Consider the following 15,603-nt stretch of genomic DNA (forward strand, 5'->3'; position numbering starts at 1 on the left):
AAATGACCACATACAAAACAGAATCGCACGTTAGAAGTCTTTTAAAAGGGGTTTCATGGAGAGTTGTGGCTACTACAGATACCATTCTTGTTGTGTTACTTGTTACTTGTTTAAGTGGAGAATGCAGCATAGAAAGCGCCATTAAGATTGGCTCTATTGAATTTTTAATCAAGTTTTTCGCCTATTATTTACACGAAAGAGTTTGGCAAAGATTATTGATTAATAATCGGATAAATCAAAAACGAACACTTAAGAAAACGATATCATGGCGCGTTATAGCAACAACGATGACATTCTTGATTTCTGGTTCTGTCTTAAATGCCTTTGATGAAATCGCATTATATATTGCACTTACAGAATTATTTACGAAATTCGCACTTTATTACCTACACGAAAGACTATGGCTAAAATTACCATTAGGTAGAATTAGAAATTATTTTTTCGGTAAAAAACGATAAGATGTCAAAACATATAATTTCTCATAGCTATCAAGTAGCTAAAAAAGATAGAGTACAATCCAATAAGCACAATTCATTCTTAATGTGGTTTACAGGGCTTTCAGGATCTGGAAAATCTACAATTGCAAACTTAGTTGAAAAAGCACTTTTTGAACAAGGAATAAAAACCTATTCCTTAGATGGAGATAATATTAGAAAGGGGATTAATAAGGATCTTTCTTTTGCTCCTGAGGATAGAACTGAAAACATTAGGCGTATTGCCGAAGTGTCTAACCTAATGATAGATGGGGGGTTAGTCGTTCTAGCAGCATTTGTTTCTCCTTATAAAAAAGACAGAGAGAACATTAGAACTATCGTGAAAGATGTTAACTTTGTCGAAATCTATATCAATACAAGTCTTGAAGAGTGTGAACGTAGAGACGTGAAAGGATTGTACAAAAAGGCGAGAGCAGGAGAGATAAAGAATATGACGGGTATTTCAGCGCCATATGAAGCTCCAGATCAGCCAGATATAGAGATAAAAACTGAGCTTGAATCTATTGACGATTCTGTAAAAAGAATAGTAGATTTTATAACACCAAAATTACAACTCAATAATGGGTAAGTATTATTTAAATTATTTAGACGAATTAGAGAGTGAAGCCATTTACATATTACGTGAGGTTTGGGCTCAATTTGAAAATCCAGTGATTTTATTCTCTGGAGGGAAAGACTCAATTCTTGTGGCGCATTTAGCTAAGAAAGCATTTTATCCAGCAAAGATTCCCTTCCCACTAATGCATGTTGACACAGGACACAACTTTCCAGAAACCATTAAATTTAGGGATGATATTATTAAGGATTTAGGTGTGGAGCTTATTGTTGGTTTGGTTCAAGAGTCTATTGACGAAGGTCGAGTTGCAGAAGAAAAAGGTAAGAACGCCACCAGAAACGCATTACAAATCACAACACTTCTTGATGCCATAGAAACGAATAAAATCGACTGTGCTATTGGAGGAGGAAGACGTGATGAAGAAAAAGCCCGAGCTAAAGAGCGCTTCTTTTCACATCGTGATGATTTTGGACAATGGGATCCAAAAAACCAAAGGCCAGAACTTTGGAATATTTTTAACGGAAAACACTTTGAAGGCGAGCACTTTAGAGCCTTTCCAATTAGTAACTGGACAGAAATGGATGTTTGGAACTACATTAAAAGAGAAAACATAGCTATTCCGTCCTTGTATTTTGCTCACCAACGGGAAGTTGTTTGGAGGCAGGACAGTTGGATACCAAACTCAGAATTCTTACTCCTTGAAGATCATGAAGAAGTTGTAACCAAGAAGATAAGATTTAGAACACTTGGAGATATTACAATTACAGGTGGTATAGAGTCTGATGCAGATACACTAGAAAAAATTGCAGATGAGGTTTCCGGAATGAGACAAACAGAAAGAGGAAATAGAAGTGATGACAAACGATCAGAATCTGCTATGGAAGATAGAAAACGTCAAGGATATTTTTAATAAGAAATTAAATCAATGTTAGATAATAATCAATTATTACGATTTACAACAGCAGGAAGTGTTGACGATGGAAAAAGCACACTAATAGGACGTTTATTATACGATTCTAAATCTATTTTTGAAGATCAATTACAAGCCATAGAAAACACAAGCAAAAAGAAAGGCCATGATGGTGTAGATTTAGCTCTTTTTACCGATGGATTAAAAGACGAACGCGAACAAGGAATTACTATTGATGTAGCATATCGCTATTTCACGACTCCAAAGCGTAAATTTATCATCGCTGATACCCCTGGACATATTCAATATACCAGAAACATGGTTACAGGAGCCTCTACGGCTAATGCAGCTATTATATTGGTCGATGCAAGACATGGCGTGATTGAACAAACTAAAAGACACTCGTTTATTGCTTCTTTGCTACAAATCCCACATGTTATTGTTTGTATCAATAAAATGGATTTAGTAGATTATTCTGAAGAGGCCTATAATAAGGTTATCAACCAATTTGAAGAGTTTGCGTCAAAACTATTGGTTCATGATATTCGTTTTATTCCAATTAGCGCACTCAATGGCGATAATGTAGTAAACAGATCAGAAAACATGAATTGGTATCAGGGAGCCCCACTATTGCACACCTTAGAAACGATGCATATTAGTAGTGATATCAATAAGGTAGATGCTAGATTCCCAGTTCAAACAGTTTTAAGACCACAAAGTGAAGCCCATAGAGATTATAGAGGTTATGCAGGAAGAGTTGCTAGTGGAGTTTTTAGAGTAGGAGATGAAATCACAGTAATGCCTTCAGGCTTTACTTCTAAAATAAAATCTATAGACACCTTTGAGGAAGCATTGCCAGAAGCATATGCCCCAATGTCTGTTTCAATCACTTTAGAAGATGACATAGACATTAGTAGAGGTGATATGATAGTGCGTTCAAACAACAAACCAGAAGCATCTCAAGATATCGAAGTAATGCTATGTTGGTTAAACAATAACCCAGCAAAACCTAGAGCTAAATATAGCATTCGTCATACGAGTAATGAGCAAAAAGCAATGATTAAAGAAGTGGTTTATAAAATTGACATTGAAAGCTTAGGGCGTAACACCGAAGATAAGGATCTTAAAATGAATGATATTTCTAAGGTTAAAATCCGAACCACAAAACCTTTAATGGTAGATTCTTACAGAGAGAATAGAACGACTGGTAGTATTATTCTTGTTGATGATACCACCAACGAGACTGTTGCTGCGGGAATGATTGTTTAAGATTAATTGAAACAACTAATTGAAATCTTCAAACCATGAAAAAACTTATTGTTTTTATTGCTTTATCTATGATGTTAAGTTGTCAAGAAGAAACAAAAACAGCCAAAGAAAAAGTCGCTCCTAAAGAAGTTGCTAAACCCGAATTGATTATAAAGTTGGAGTTTAAAACAAACCAGGAAGATGTCATTATTTTGGAATTAGATGAAATTATAGTTGATGAATTTCAAAACAAAAAAATATTAATTTCAGAAAAAGTAATTCCAACGACCACATCTGAAGTCATCACTGCGAATTTTGGATCGAATACATCAAGGAAATTTATAATTGATTTAGGAAGCAGTCAGCTGAAGGAATTTGAAATCGTTTCGATGAGTTTCGAATATGGAGATAAGTATATGGATATTACTCCAGGAGAGATTGAGAACTATTTTGTTTTAAGTAAATTTACAGTGCTCGATAAAACATCACACAAAATCACTACACAGAAAGTCGATAATTATCATTTTCCAAAACTCTATGCTAGAGGTTTACTCTGGGATCGATTATTGAAATAATTATAAGGAAGAAATGAATAAAATAGTCGCGTTATTACCAATGAAAGGTAATTCAGAAAGGGTAAAGAATAAGAATCTTAAAGACTTTGCAGGAAAACCACTCTACCACTACACTATGCAGACCTTGTTAGACTCAAAGTACATAGAAAGTGTTGTGGTAAATACAGATAGTAAATTTATAAAAGAAGACATTAAACGTAATTTCCCAGACAATACCATAATAGTTGATAGACCTGAAAGTATTGTTGGTGATTTCGTTTCAATGAATAAAATTATTGAGCACGACATTAACATGGTAGATGCTGACTTTTATGTGCAATCGCACAGTACCAACCCAATGTTATCGGTTGATTCGGTTAATCGCGCTATCGAGAAAATGCTTCAATTAGCGCAATCTAATACTTACGATTCAATATTTTCAGTTACAAAATGGCAAACGCGTTTGTATAAGAGTGATGGCACAGCATTTAATCACAATCCAAAAGAATTATTGAGAACCCAAGATTTAGAACCTTTATTTGAGGAGAACTCTAATTTTTATATCTTCAGCAAAACTTCTTTTAGAGAGGCAGGTAACAAACGAATAGGAACTCGCCCTTACTTATTTGAAATAGATAAGATAGAAGCTGTAGATATAGACGAGCCTCAAGACTTTATTATTGCCGAAGCTTTATATAAACTGTTAAGATGATTTACGATAAAATTAAAAATTGGCAACTATATTTTAAGCATGATGTTTTTGAGAATATTTTCAAAGATTTGGAAACGATTACAGTAGATACGGTTAATGGCAATCACTTCAAAAATGAGAATTATTATTTTAAAGTGATGAGTTATGACACCCAATTAGATTCAAATATTATAGAAAACCATAACAAAGAAGTAGATATACAAATTGTCTTGGCGGGAAAAGAAAAGATTAAAATTTACAATGAAAACGCAGTAGAAATTATAAGACCATATCAAGAAGAAGATGATTGTCAATTTTATAAGAACGTGTCAATAGCTCATTCGGAAATCATACTTCAGCCTAGTTATATGGCTGTGTTTTTTAAGCAAGATATACATCACCCTTTATTTGCGGTTAATGGGAAACCAAAACATATTAAAAAAGTAGTAATTAAAGTCAATGAAAAATTTTTCACATAAAAAAAGTAGGTTAAAAAAGAAATTATCTCAAAGAGAACTTTCAATTGGGTCATGGTTAACGATACCACATCCTTCAGTTGTTGAAATAATGTCTTCGGCAAATTTTGAATGGCTTACCATAGATATAGAGCATTCTGCAATAGACTTTGAAGCGGTTCAAAACCTAATTGGTCATATTCAGGCCAATGATATGGAGGCCTTAGTAAGAGTGAGTAAAAATGACGAGGTTATTATTAAGCGTGTTATGGATGCGGGCGCAAATGGAGTCGTTGTTCCTATGGTTAAAAATGCTGAAGAAGCTAGAGAAGCTGTTTCTTATGTTAAATACCCTCCATTTGGTAAGCGAGGTGTTGGCCTCTCAAGAGCACAACATTATGGTGTTAATTTTGAGTCGTACAAAGAATGGGTTCAAAATGAATCTGTTGTAATAGTTCAAATTGAACATATTGAAGCTGTAAATAATTTATCTGAAATATTAGATGTCGAAGGAGTTGATGGAATTATCGTTGGGCCTTATGATTTATCGGCTTCAATGGGTAAACCAGGGATGTTTCATGATACTGATGTAAAAGAAGTATTAGATAGAATTGATCAAATCACCTTAAGTAAAAATAAACCTCTTGGATTTCATGTGATCTCATCAGACCACAAAGATTTGTTAGAGAAAATAGATAAGAATTATACGTTTCTTGCATTTAGTTTAGATTTCTTCTTTTTAGGAGATAAGGCTCGAGAAGAAATGAATTTATTAAAACGAAAGTAATATTAGAGACTTATGAGAAAGGTTTTAGTTTTTGGAGGCTTTGGATTTTTAGGACACTATCTTTCAAAGGAACTGGTAGCAAGGAATTATGATGTCACTGTAGCAGATATCAAATCCAATCATAATCTTTCAGCAGATATAAAGCACATTTATTGTGATATCTCTGACAAAGACGAAGTAGATTCAGTTTTTAAGGAGGAGTACGATGTCGTGTATAACCTTGCGGGTTTTGCTAATTTGGATTATGCGTTAAAAGAACCTATTAAAACTATTAACCTAAACGTTTTAGGTAACATGTACATATTAGAGGCATGTATTGCAAATAAGGTCAAAAAATTTATTTACGCTAGTAGCGCGTATGCCATGAGCAACAAAGGTTCTTTTTATGGTATAAGCAAACTTGCATCTGAAAAAATCATTGAAGAATACCATAAGAAATACAATCTAGACTTTACCATACTGCGATATGGATCGGTATATTCTGAAATTGAATACGACAACAACTACATCTATCATCTTGTAAAAAAGGCTGTTTTAGAGAATAAGATTGAGCATAAAGGAGATGGTGAAGAGCTAAGAGAATATATTCATGCTGCTGATGCTGCAAAGTTATCGGTTGATGTTATTGAATCTGATAAATTTAACAACCTCCATGTCATTTTAACCGGAAATGAACGAATGAAACGTTCAGATTTATTTAATATGATAAATGAAATATTAAACAACAAAATTCAAATAGTCTGCGACACTAAAGGCTACCAAAACCATTACAAGTTTACACCTTATTCCTTTGAACCATCGTTGAGTAGAAAATTGATAGCTAATCCTCATATAGATATGGGTCAAGGATTATTAGAATGTATTCGCTCTGTACATAAAAATGAAGACTATTAAAATTTTAACCCGCAATAAAGCTGAATTTGTTTCTAAATCTACTAGACATATTGAACAGCTAATTCAAGAGCTCCTAATTGATAAACCCATAATAAATATTGCGCTTTCTGGTGGAAGTACACCGATGCCAATTTATGAGAAATTACGCGATTGCGAAATCGAATGGAGCAGGATAAATTTCTTTTTAGTTGATGAAAGATGTGTTCCTAATACAAGTGACCAAAGTAACTATAACAACATTTCTGAAGTGTTATTCAAGCACATTTCGTCAAAAAGCTACCCAATGGTTTGCGATGCTAATAATTATGGCAAATCGGCTAATCTTTATGAAGACACTATTATTAAGCATGTAGAACTTTTAAACAATAAACCTCAGTTTGATTTAATAATTTTAGGAATGGGATTAGATGGTCATACAGCGTCTTTGTTTCCGAATACAAAAGCACTAAATAATGATCAAGATTTAGTGGTTTTAAATAACGTGCCACAACTTGATACGGATAGAATTACTATGACGTATCCCTTAATTATAAACTCCAATAAAATTGTATTACTAATTCAGGGCAATGAAAAGCAACAAGTTTTAAAAGAATCTGTTTCAAAAAACTTTCCGATTTCTAGAATTATACCATATATTGATTACATAATTAACTGATTTTAGAAGACAGAGTTAAACCGAAATAGAAAGGGAATCTTAACTTGAAAACAAGTATGATAATAAAAAACATTTTTTTTGATTTTGATGGCGTAATCGCGGAGTCTGTAAGCGCAAAAACAGAAGCTTTTAGGGACTTATATACACCATACGGTAAAGATGTTTCAGATAAAGTAGTAGACCACCATATAAGACATGGCGGCGTGTCAAGGTTTGAGAAATTTAAAATTTATCATGAGGAATATTTGAATAAAACCATATCTCCTGAAGGAATTGATGACCTGGCTAAACAATTTAGCGGCTTGGTGTTAAACAAAGTGATCAATTCTGAAGAAGTTAAAGGTGCGCATTCCTTTATTAAAAAATATGCTCATAAATTAAATTTCTGGATCATAACCGGAACACCAACCGAAGAAATAAAGATTATTACTGATAAAAGAAATTTATCACAATATTTTATCGGAATACACGGTTCTCCTAAAAACAAAAAATATTGGACCGAGCACTTATTAGAAAAGCATAATTTAAAAAGAGATGAGGTGATATTTTTAGGAGATGCCACAACAGATTATGAAGCTGCTCAATACTCTAATTTAAATTTTGCACTACGAGAGAATGAAGAAAACGAATCACTTTTTAAAGATTATAATGGTCTTAGATTTAGAGATTTTTATGAACTTGAAAGCAGTATTAAAAATTGTTTAAAATTTAAAGACTAATATGAAAATTTTATTGACCTCAACATCCTTTTATGACACTCCAGGTGCTCACCGTGATTTGTTAAACAAACAAGGTTTTGATATTGATGTTTTGAGAGGACCCATCCCAGAACGGGAATTATTACCGATAATTCAAAATTACGATGCAGTAATATGCGGTGATGATGAGTATACACACCAGGTAATAAAGAAGGGTGTAGAAGGGAAACTAAAATATATTTCAAAATATGGTGTTGGTTTAGATAAAATTGATTTAAAGGCAGCCAAAGAATTTAATATACCAGTTACAAATTGCCCTGGAGTGAATCAGGTTTCTGTTGCAGAACATGTTTTAGCATTACTATTTACATTTGAAAAGAATGTGCATTTACAGTATAATGAAACAAGACAGGGAAATTGGAAACGATATACAGGTAATGAAATTCAAGGTAGAACTATAGGTATTATTGGACTTGGAGCCGTCGGGAAAGAGCTTGCAAAAAAAGCAAATGCTTTAGGCATGAATGTCATGGCACATGATGTTTTTAAGAATGAAGCATTCTTAACCGAGCATGATTATGTATATTTTACAGAGCAGATTGATGAGGTTTATGAAAAAGCAGATGTTATTAGTTTGCATTTACCGCATACACCAACTTCTGAAAAGATGATTAACAAGTCTGTGATTTTTGAAAAACTTAAAAGAAAACCTATTTTAATTAATACGTCAAGAGGGATGTTGATAGATCCTAATGCGATTATTGAAGGTTTAAAAGAAAACAAAATAAGAGGTTATCTAGCCGATGTTCTTATACAAGAACCAATGCCTCAAGATGAAGTGCTAAAAGGCGTTGAAAATGTCATAATAACGCCACACGTTGGATCTAGAACTTATCAAAGTGTAGAAAGACAAGGTTTGATGGCTGTAAATAACTTATTAAACCTTTTGGAAAATTGAAGGCGAAATTAATTAAACTACAATTTATATTACTATGTTTATTAGGGCTATATCCTCTTTTAAAGTTTAATTATTCATCTCAAATATTAATTTCATTCTCAGTAATATCTGTTTTTATAGGTATAAAATATAAGACCTTCAATTTTGATAAAAAAAACCGCCGTAGCTTTCTTTTTTTATGTACCTATTTGTTTTTGCTGTTTATTTCAGTTGCATATTCCCAAAATACAGATAATGCAATAAAAAGAAGCGTCCAGTTTTTGCCCTTATTGATTGCACCATTCTTTGTGTCATTTTATCAATTTCAATTTGCTAAAAATTTTAAAAAAACTGCCATTTCAGTATTTATAGTCGCTAACATCTTGTTTACGATTATTATTACAGCAATATTCCTCTTAAATATTCATAAAACAAATTTAGGCTTATTACATTTTTTGTTGGATTATGACAAATTTCAATTAATCGTTGATAGAAGTATTGATAACGATTTAATCTTTATTCACAAAGCCTATTTCTCTATGGGATTTGTAATCTGTGCTATATATTGTTTGAGAGAGGCTATAGGGTTTTATCATAAGAATAAAAACTATTTTAGAATATATTCAGCCATATTTCTATATTTCTTTTTTTGGTTGTTCTACGGATTTTCGTTCCCTAACATAATAGCACTTACCATTGGTGTAACAATACTACTTTATTATAATTTAAATAGAAAAAACTTTGTCAAAACAATTGGGGTTTTTACTCTAATATGTGTGTCCTTAGTTGTGTTTAAATTAAATGACACTGATGTACAACGAGGGTTTAATTTCGTGAAATCTACGGTGGACGAACAAGAATATGAAGTTAATGATGTTAGGAAAGAAATATACACTTCTCATCTCGAGGTTTTAGAATCGGCAAGTATTACCGAATTAGTTTTTGGATTTGGAGTCGGTGATCCGCAAGATCTTTTAAATGAGGATTATGAGAGCAGGTTTTTAGAAAGAAATATCATAAACCTACTTTTTTTTAATGAAGAATTTGATCACCCTTATTGGTTTAAGAATAATGTAAAAGTAGATAACAATGTTATTGATTCTCCTGAAGGAAAACAAAATACCGAAATTTTACTTGAACAAAACAACGACAGTATAGCTTCGCATAGTATATCAACAAATATAGACATACCTCAATCCGGAACTTATACTTTCTCTGTTTTTGTTAAGAATGATCATTCAAATTCTGTAATTTTAAGATTGGGAGACATCAACCAAAGAGCAACATTTGATCTAGAACAAGGAAGTGTTATCAAGACATTGAATGTGGACGCTGCAAGCATTAAGAAAGTAAATAATGATTGGTACAGGTGCTCAATTAAAGTTAACCTAAACACAACCAATCCACTGGCATTGATAGGAATGTCTAATAAAAATGCAGATTATCATTATAAATCTGAGGGATCGGGGTTTTATATTTGGGGAGCACAATTAGAGCAAGGTCATTTAACAGAGTATAAAAAAAACGGTTCAGAACTACTCCAAAAAGCCATAGATAAGCAGTTTAATTCCCATAATAATTATTTATATATGATTCTAACCACAGGGTTTGTTGGGCTTATAGCGTTTTTAGTTTTCTTGATACATCTTTTTAGAAATGCTATTACCGAAAAGAGCATACTTAAAATAACATTTTGCACATTGTTAGTATTAAATTTTTTAACCGAAAACACCTTATCGAGACAATGGGGATTATTGTTTTTCGCCTTTATGTTGTTGGTTTTATTTGGTAAATATAAAAAACGGATAGTTGAGTAAGATAATAAATCTATATAGCAAATATCTAAAGAACAACCTTGGACTAATTAACCTATTTGGTAAGGTATTTGGGAGAGGTTTATTTTTATTATTGACCTCATTTTTTGCTTACAAGCTATCTGTTAAGGATTTTGCTGGATTTGCGATTTTTTGGTCAACTTTGAGAATGTTTGCATTTTTTTCAGCTAATAATTTATACATAATTTATTTCAATAAGGTTCGAGAAAACTTAATAGAACATAAAATATGGTCTAATGTTACTTCAGTAAATATTGTTATTACGGCACTATTGTTTGGTTTGATTTCTTTTGGAATCTCAATTGTAATTTTTAATAATATTTTCCTTTCACTTTTATTTTTACCAACCTTATTACTAACTATAGTTATTAGAAATTTGTCGGAGTTTGCCAAGTCTGACAACTCGTTATTTCTATCTATATTTATAGAAGACTTCCTGCTTTATTTTCTGTTTTTTGCGTCTGGAATTGTTGCTGTTATGTTTTCAAACAACCTTTTTTCTATTGTCTGTGCGCTACTTTTTTCTACGATAATAACTGCTGTTTTTTGCTTGATTTTGTTCAAAAGGAAATTCAAGCTAAAAATAAACTCTTATAGGATTAGTTTAATAGACTTTTCGTTTTCCGACTTTAGATTAGGAATTAATTATACCATATTAAGAGGAAATGAAGTACTGTCAAATTTTGCTGTTAGATATCTTGGTCAAATTTATTTCGGGGACCTTTTTGTTGCATACGCTCATATTATGTACCAATTCTATAATGTTTTTACACTACTTACAATGGCAGTTATATCAGGATTACAATCTAAAATTACAGTCCAAAATATAAGTGAGTTTAGCAAAAGCTTTATTAGAAAAACATATATAAACATCCTAAAGACGATAATACCATTTGTGGTTGGTGTAATCACTATTATCTTACTCTTTAATACTGAAATACTAAGATTGTTTTTCCCGAAATATGTCACTTACGACTCACTTCTTGTAAAAGTATCTTTAGTTGGGTTGGTATTTATGATTATTCAACCATTGGTTTTCATTCTTATATATAATAACAAAATCACCAAGATTAAAACTTTGAATTTCGCTCAATATTTAGTTGTGTTTACTGTATATTTACTCCCTTTATTTTTTGTAAATATAAACGAACAGTATTGGCTTTTGATTATAATGCTAAACTTCATTTTGGTACAAGGGGTTTACGCCGTAATAAAATACAATAGGATGAAATGATATATTTTTATGTACTCTTATTGAGAATAGTTGCATATCTTGAAGGCACTGCGAAGATTGTCTCTTTCGCTGGTGTTTTTGTCTTGATGCTGTACTCTATAATTAAGAGAACATCTGTGTCTAAAATAAAAGCAGTACCAAAATATGTTTTCTACTCATTATTATTGACTATTGTTTTATTAGTGCACGGACTAATTTTAAGTAAAATAGAAATTAGAGATGTAGCGGTTTTATTAACTTATTGGATTTGGTTAGTATTTACGTTCACTTACTTTAAAAATAAAACTTTAGATGAATGCCTTAAGTACATTTTAATATCTTTCTTGATTTTTAACTTTGCCAACTTCGTGCATTTTAAATTATATTTTGCGGACCAAAAACTCGGACTTAATAGTATTTTGGCACTGTTTGGTATAGTAGATTATAGGATCTACTTCCCTTTATCATCAGGTGCAAATGTTTTCACATCACAACTTGGCCTTAACGCATTAATTGGCTTGTATTTTATTAAACATGTTAGAAATAACATTTGGTACATATTAATATATACATTCTATATTTACATGTTAGTTTTAGCCGATTCAAGACTGATCTTGCTTTTAACCCTGTTTTTTTCATTTATCTATTGGTTTTCTCTAAAGACAATAGTATCCTTTTTTAAAAAAACATGGTGGGTAATTGGATTGGTTATAGCAGCACTATTGTATTTGTTTTATAATACTGAATTTTTTGACGGACTTAAAAGGCCAGGTGAACTAACAGGGAAAGCATTGTCTAGAATAGAAATTTGGTCAATAGCGTTAAAAACAATATTTAGCGACTTTAGTGCCATCTATGGTCATGGATTAAATGGCTTCGAAAACTCTATGTCAGATTCCACAAAAGAAGTTTTTGAAGATCAATACCTACAAACCTCTCACAATTTTATTTTACAAACTCTTATTGACTTTGGTATAATAGGGGCTATAATTGTGCTAACATTTATTGTGAAAATATTTGCATTAACCTTAAAATTAAGGTCACTTATAATAACCATACTCATAGTTATGCTTTTGCTAATTGGTTTCACGGAATCCATTCCATCATTTTATTCCACTGAAGCAACATTGTTTTTCATAACCATATTATCAATTTTATTTATTCAGAATGAAAGAAAAGATATTAGATTTAGTACGAATTAGTACGTACTATCCTAGAAAAATTTTAGACATACTATTATATAAACTTTATCTCGAAAGACGAAATAATTGGAATATTTTAGACCCATATTTTAAAAAACCTGTATTGATTGTTGGTAATGGGCCAAGTTTAAATAAAACCCCTTTAGATAAAGTTGATGAATCAATTGTTTCTATTGGTATGAATAAGATAAATTTAATTTATAGTACAAGCAAATGGAGGCCCGATATTCTAGTATGTGTCAACGGCCTAGTGCTTGGTCAAAATAAAGACTATTTTAACAAAACTGAAATACCGTTAATTTTACCAGTAAAAGCGTATTATCTAGGGGTGAAACCTAGAAAAAATATTTTGTTTGTCAACTTAAAAGATGAGGAAAGAATCCATACAAATATTAAAAAATCGGTCTCAACAGGGTGCACAGTAACATTTACAGCACTACAAATCGCCGCATATTTAAATCCGAAATCAGTGCATATTGTAGGTGTTGATCATAGTTTTGTTGTTGAAAAAGGAAAAGAATATGACATAAAGAAATATGAAGGCGATGATGTTAACCATTTTAGTAAAGATTACTTTAAAGATAGTTTTTGGGGATTACCTGATTTAGATGGTAGTGAAAGGCTATACGCATTGAGCAATGATTACTTCCTGTCGAAAAAGATTCCTATAAGTGATTGTACTATTGGTGGGAAATTAGAGATATTTAGAAAAGGGGATATTTCAGAAATAACCAAAGGCGCTGTTAACTCTCATTAACTAAACACTAAATAATCTCGAATTATTTTATAATTGAAATTTTTAAAACCCAAAATTAATAAGCGGATACTATTATACTGAATACACAGCTGTTGGACTCTACAATACTAATTGGATGGACCAAGACAAATATATTTCTATTGTAGATCAACTATTCGAGAAGCCGAAAAAGACGTTGCAATTTGGCACACATGCATGGAAGTATATTATTAGTAAATTTCCCACTGATGAAGTTCTATCAAATTTCGAAAATAAACCATCCAATCTCATTAATAATCAACATTTTTTTATTTTTTTATTTTTTCTTTAATTGTTGAATGATAGGACTATATTTGCTTTTTATTAAATTCATTTCATGACAAGAAGAAGGAGATATTCACAATTAATTAGGCCAGCATTATATTTGTTGGATCTTTTTATAATTTCTTCATTGGCATACTTTTTTTTAACGACAGAAATAACCTATTTGGTTTCTTTTGTTGTATTTTGGATATTACTTTCTGTTTTTTTTTCTTTCTACGACGTATATAGATATACGAAAATCATGACCATTATATCTTTAATACTTAAGCAGACTTTTGCTTTTATTTTAATGATATTTTCTTATTTATATATAATAGATTCTGATATAAATTTTAAAGAGGTTCTTCAATATTCCGGGGTTTTATTTGCCCTTTTTACTTTATGGAGAGTGACGCTTCATGTTATGTTCAAAAAATATAGAATAGTTACAGGAAGCAACTATAAACAAGTCGTGATTATAGGCTCAAATAGTTCAACAAAAAAACTATCACAATTCTTTATCGACGAACCTGGTTATGGTTATAAATACATGGGTTTTTTTTCAAATAAAAACGAAATACAGAAACTAGGGGCCTTCGAAGACGTTTATGATTATATTCTCAAAAACAAGATAGATGAGGTCTATTGCTCCATTAAAGAACTGTCTAATGAGCAAATGTCTAAACTAATTTTTTTTGCAGAAAACAATTTATTCGCACTAAAACTTATACCAGATAATAAGTATATATATTCTAAGAAATTAAAGTTTGAAAATTATAACTTATTACCTATTTTGTCATTGAGTGAAATTCCGTTAAAAACAGGAATTAATAGATTTGTCAAAAGAGGGTTTGATATTGTTTTTTCATTGCTGGTTATCATATTTTTATTGTCTTGGTTTACTCCCTTAATAGCGCTTCTTATAAGAATGGAATCAAAAGGGGCGGTGTTTTTTAAACAGCTAAGATATGGTGCAGATTTTAACCTTTTTGCTTGTTATAAATTTAGATCAATGACGGCAAACAATGAATCAGATATGGTTCAAGCTGCTAAAAATGATATGAGAGTTACCAGAATCGGTAGATTTATTAGACGAACAAGTATTGACGAGTTACCTCAATTTTTTAATGTTTTATTTGGTAGCATGTCAGTAGTAGGCCCTAGACCATTATTACTGAGTCACACTAATGACTATAAAAACAAAATAGATAAATTTATGGTAAGGCATACTGTCAAACCAGGAATTACAGGGTTGGCGCAAGTTAGTGGTTACAGAGGAAATATTGAGACAGATGGAGATATGCAAAATAGAGTTCGTTATGATGTGTTCTATGTCGAAAATTGGTCTTTAATATTGGATTTCAAAATCATTATTAAAACGATATTAAACGTTATTCAAGGAGAAGAAAAAGCATATTAAAAACTTAAATTAAGA

General features: G+C 31.5%; 16 protein-coding genes. All 16 read left to right on the forward strand.

Features of this window, described 5'->3' with window-relative positions; genetic code table 11:
- Positions 1-2 precede the first annotated feature (2 nt).
- The 16 genes from V7719_RS10860 (at position 3) to V7719_RS10935 (ending at position 15,588) form a co-directional block, all read left to right on the forward strand.
- Positions 3-458: a DUF2061 domain-containing protein gene (locus V7719_RS10860; RefSeq protein WP_335729928.1), complete on the forward strand. Its 456-nt coding sequence runs from the start codon at positions 3-5 to the stop codon at positions 456-458.
- A 1-nt stretch (position 459) separates the two neighbouring features.
- Positions 460-1,062, forward strand: coding sequence for an adenylyl-sulfate kinase (gene cysC, locus V7719_RS10865; RefSeq protein WP_335729929.1), 603 nt, complete (start codon positions 460-462; stop codon positions 1,060-1,062).
- On the forward strand, positions 1,055-1,960 hold the full coding sequence (cysD, locus tag V7719_RS10870; protein ID WP_335729930.1) for a sulfate adenylyltransferase subunit CysD: 906 nt from the start codon (positions 1,055-1,057) through the stop codon (positions 1,958-1,960). The genes cysC and cysD overlap by 8 nt, the downstream gene beginning before the upstream one ends.
- A gap of 15 nt (positions 1,961-1,975) precedes the next feature.
- Positions 1,976-3,229, forward strand: coding sequence for a sulfate adenylyltransferase subunit CysN (gene cysN / locus V7719_RS10875; protein ID WP_335729931.1), 1,254 nt, complete (start codon positions 1,976-1,978; stop codon positions 3,227-3,229).
- Between the two features lie 35 nt (positions 3,230-3,264).
- Positions 3,265-3,783: a hypothetical protein gene (locus V7719_RS10880; protein WP_335729932.1), complete on the forward strand. Its 519-nt coding sequence runs from the start codon at positions 3,265-3,267 to the stop codon at positions 3,781-3,783.
- A 13-nt stretch (positions 3,784-3,796) separates the two neighbouring features.
- Positions 3,797-4,474 carry an acylneuraminate cytidylyltransferase family protein gene (locus V7719_RS10885; protein WP_335729933.1) on the forward strand — a complete coding sequence of 226 codons (678 nt, stop codon included), beginning with the start codon at positions 3,797-3,799 and terminating at the stop codon, positions 4,472-4,474.
- Positions 4,471-4,932 carry a YhcH/YjgK/YiaL family protein gene (locus V7719_RS10890; protein WP_335729934.1) on the forward strand — a complete coding sequence of 154 codons (462 nt, stop codon included), beginning with the start codon at positions 4,471-4,473 and terminating at the stop codon, positions 4,930-4,932. Before V7719_RS10885 ends, V7719_RS10890 begins: the two co-directional genes overlap by 4 nt.
- The gene (locus V7719_RS10895; RefSeq protein WP_335729935.1) at positions 4,913-5,695 is read left to right on the forward strand and encodes an HpcH/HpaI aldolase family protein; all 783 of its coding nucleotides are present in this window, start codon (positions 4,913-4,915) and stop codon (positions 5,693-5,695) included. The genes V7719_RS10890 and V7719_RS10895 overlap by 20 nt, the downstream gene beginning before the upstream one ends.
- Positions 5,696-5,707: 12 nt before the next feature.
- Complete coding sequence (locus V7719_RS10900) at positions 5,708-6,589, forward strand: NAD-dependent epimerase/dehydratase family protein (RefSeq protein ID WP_335729936.1); 882 nt, start codon at positions 5,708-5,710, stop codon at positions 6,587-6,589.
- Positions 6,576-7,244, forward strand: a complete 669-nt coding sequence (gene pgl, locus V7719_RS10905) for a 6-phosphogluconolactonase (RefSeq protein WP_335729937.1) — start codon at positions 6,576-6,578, stop codon at positions 7,242-7,244. Before V7719_RS10900 ends, pgl begins: the two co-directional genes overlap by 14 nt.
- Before the next feature lie 56 nt (positions 7,245-7,300).
- The gene (locus V7719_RS10910) at positions 7,301-7,963 is read left to right on the forward strand and encodes an HAD family hydrolase (RefSeq protein ID WP_335729938.1); all 663 of its coding nucleotides are present in this window, start codon (positions 7,301-7,303) and stop codon (positions 7,961-7,963) included.
- A 1-nt stretch (position 7,964) separates the two neighbouring features.
- Positions 7,965-8,900, forward strand: coding sequence for a phosphoglycerate dehydrogenase (locus tag V7719_RS10915; RefSeq protein WP_335729939.1), 936 nt, complete (start codon positions 7,965-7,967; stop codon positions 8,898-8,900).
- A gap of 194 nt (positions 8,901-9,094) precedes the next feature.
- Positions 9,095-10,696 (forward strand): O-antigen ligase family protein, encoded by a 1,602-nt coding sequence (locus tag V7719_RS10920; RefSeq protein WP_335729940.1) that lies wholly within the window; start codon positions 9,095-9,097, stop codon positions 10,694-10,696.
- A 1,248-nt stretch (positions 10,697-11,944) separates the two neighbouring features.
- Complete coding sequence (locus tag V7719_RS10925; RefSeq protein WP_335729941.1) at positions 11,945-13,129, forward strand: O-antigen ligase family protein; 1,185 nt, start codon at positions 11,945-11,947, stop codon at positions 13,127-13,129.
- Positions 13,095-13,886: a 6-hydroxymethylpterin diphosphokinase MptE-like protein gene (locus tag V7719_RS10930; RefSeq protein ID WP_335729942.1), complete on the forward strand. Its 792-nt coding sequence runs from the start codon at positions 13,095-13,097 to the stop codon at positions 13,884-13,886. The genes V7719_RS10925 and V7719_RS10930 overlap by 35 nt, the downstream gene beginning before the upstream one ends.
- A gap of 355 nt (positions 13,887-14,241) precedes the next feature.
- Positions 14,242-15,588, forward strand: coding sequence for an undecaprenyl-phosphate glucose phosphotransferase (locus tag V7719_RS10935; RefSeq protein WP_335729943.1), 1,347 nt, complete (start codon positions 14,242-14,244; stop codon positions 15,586-15,588).
- Positions 15,589-15,603 lie beyond the last annotated feature (15 nt).

Origin of the sequence: Psychroserpens sp. (genome assembly GCF_036960315.1) — a bacterium.
In the GTDB taxonomy this organism is placed as follows: domain Bacteria; phylum Bacteroidota; class Bacteroidia; order Flavobacteriales; family Flavobacteriaceae; genus Psychroserpens.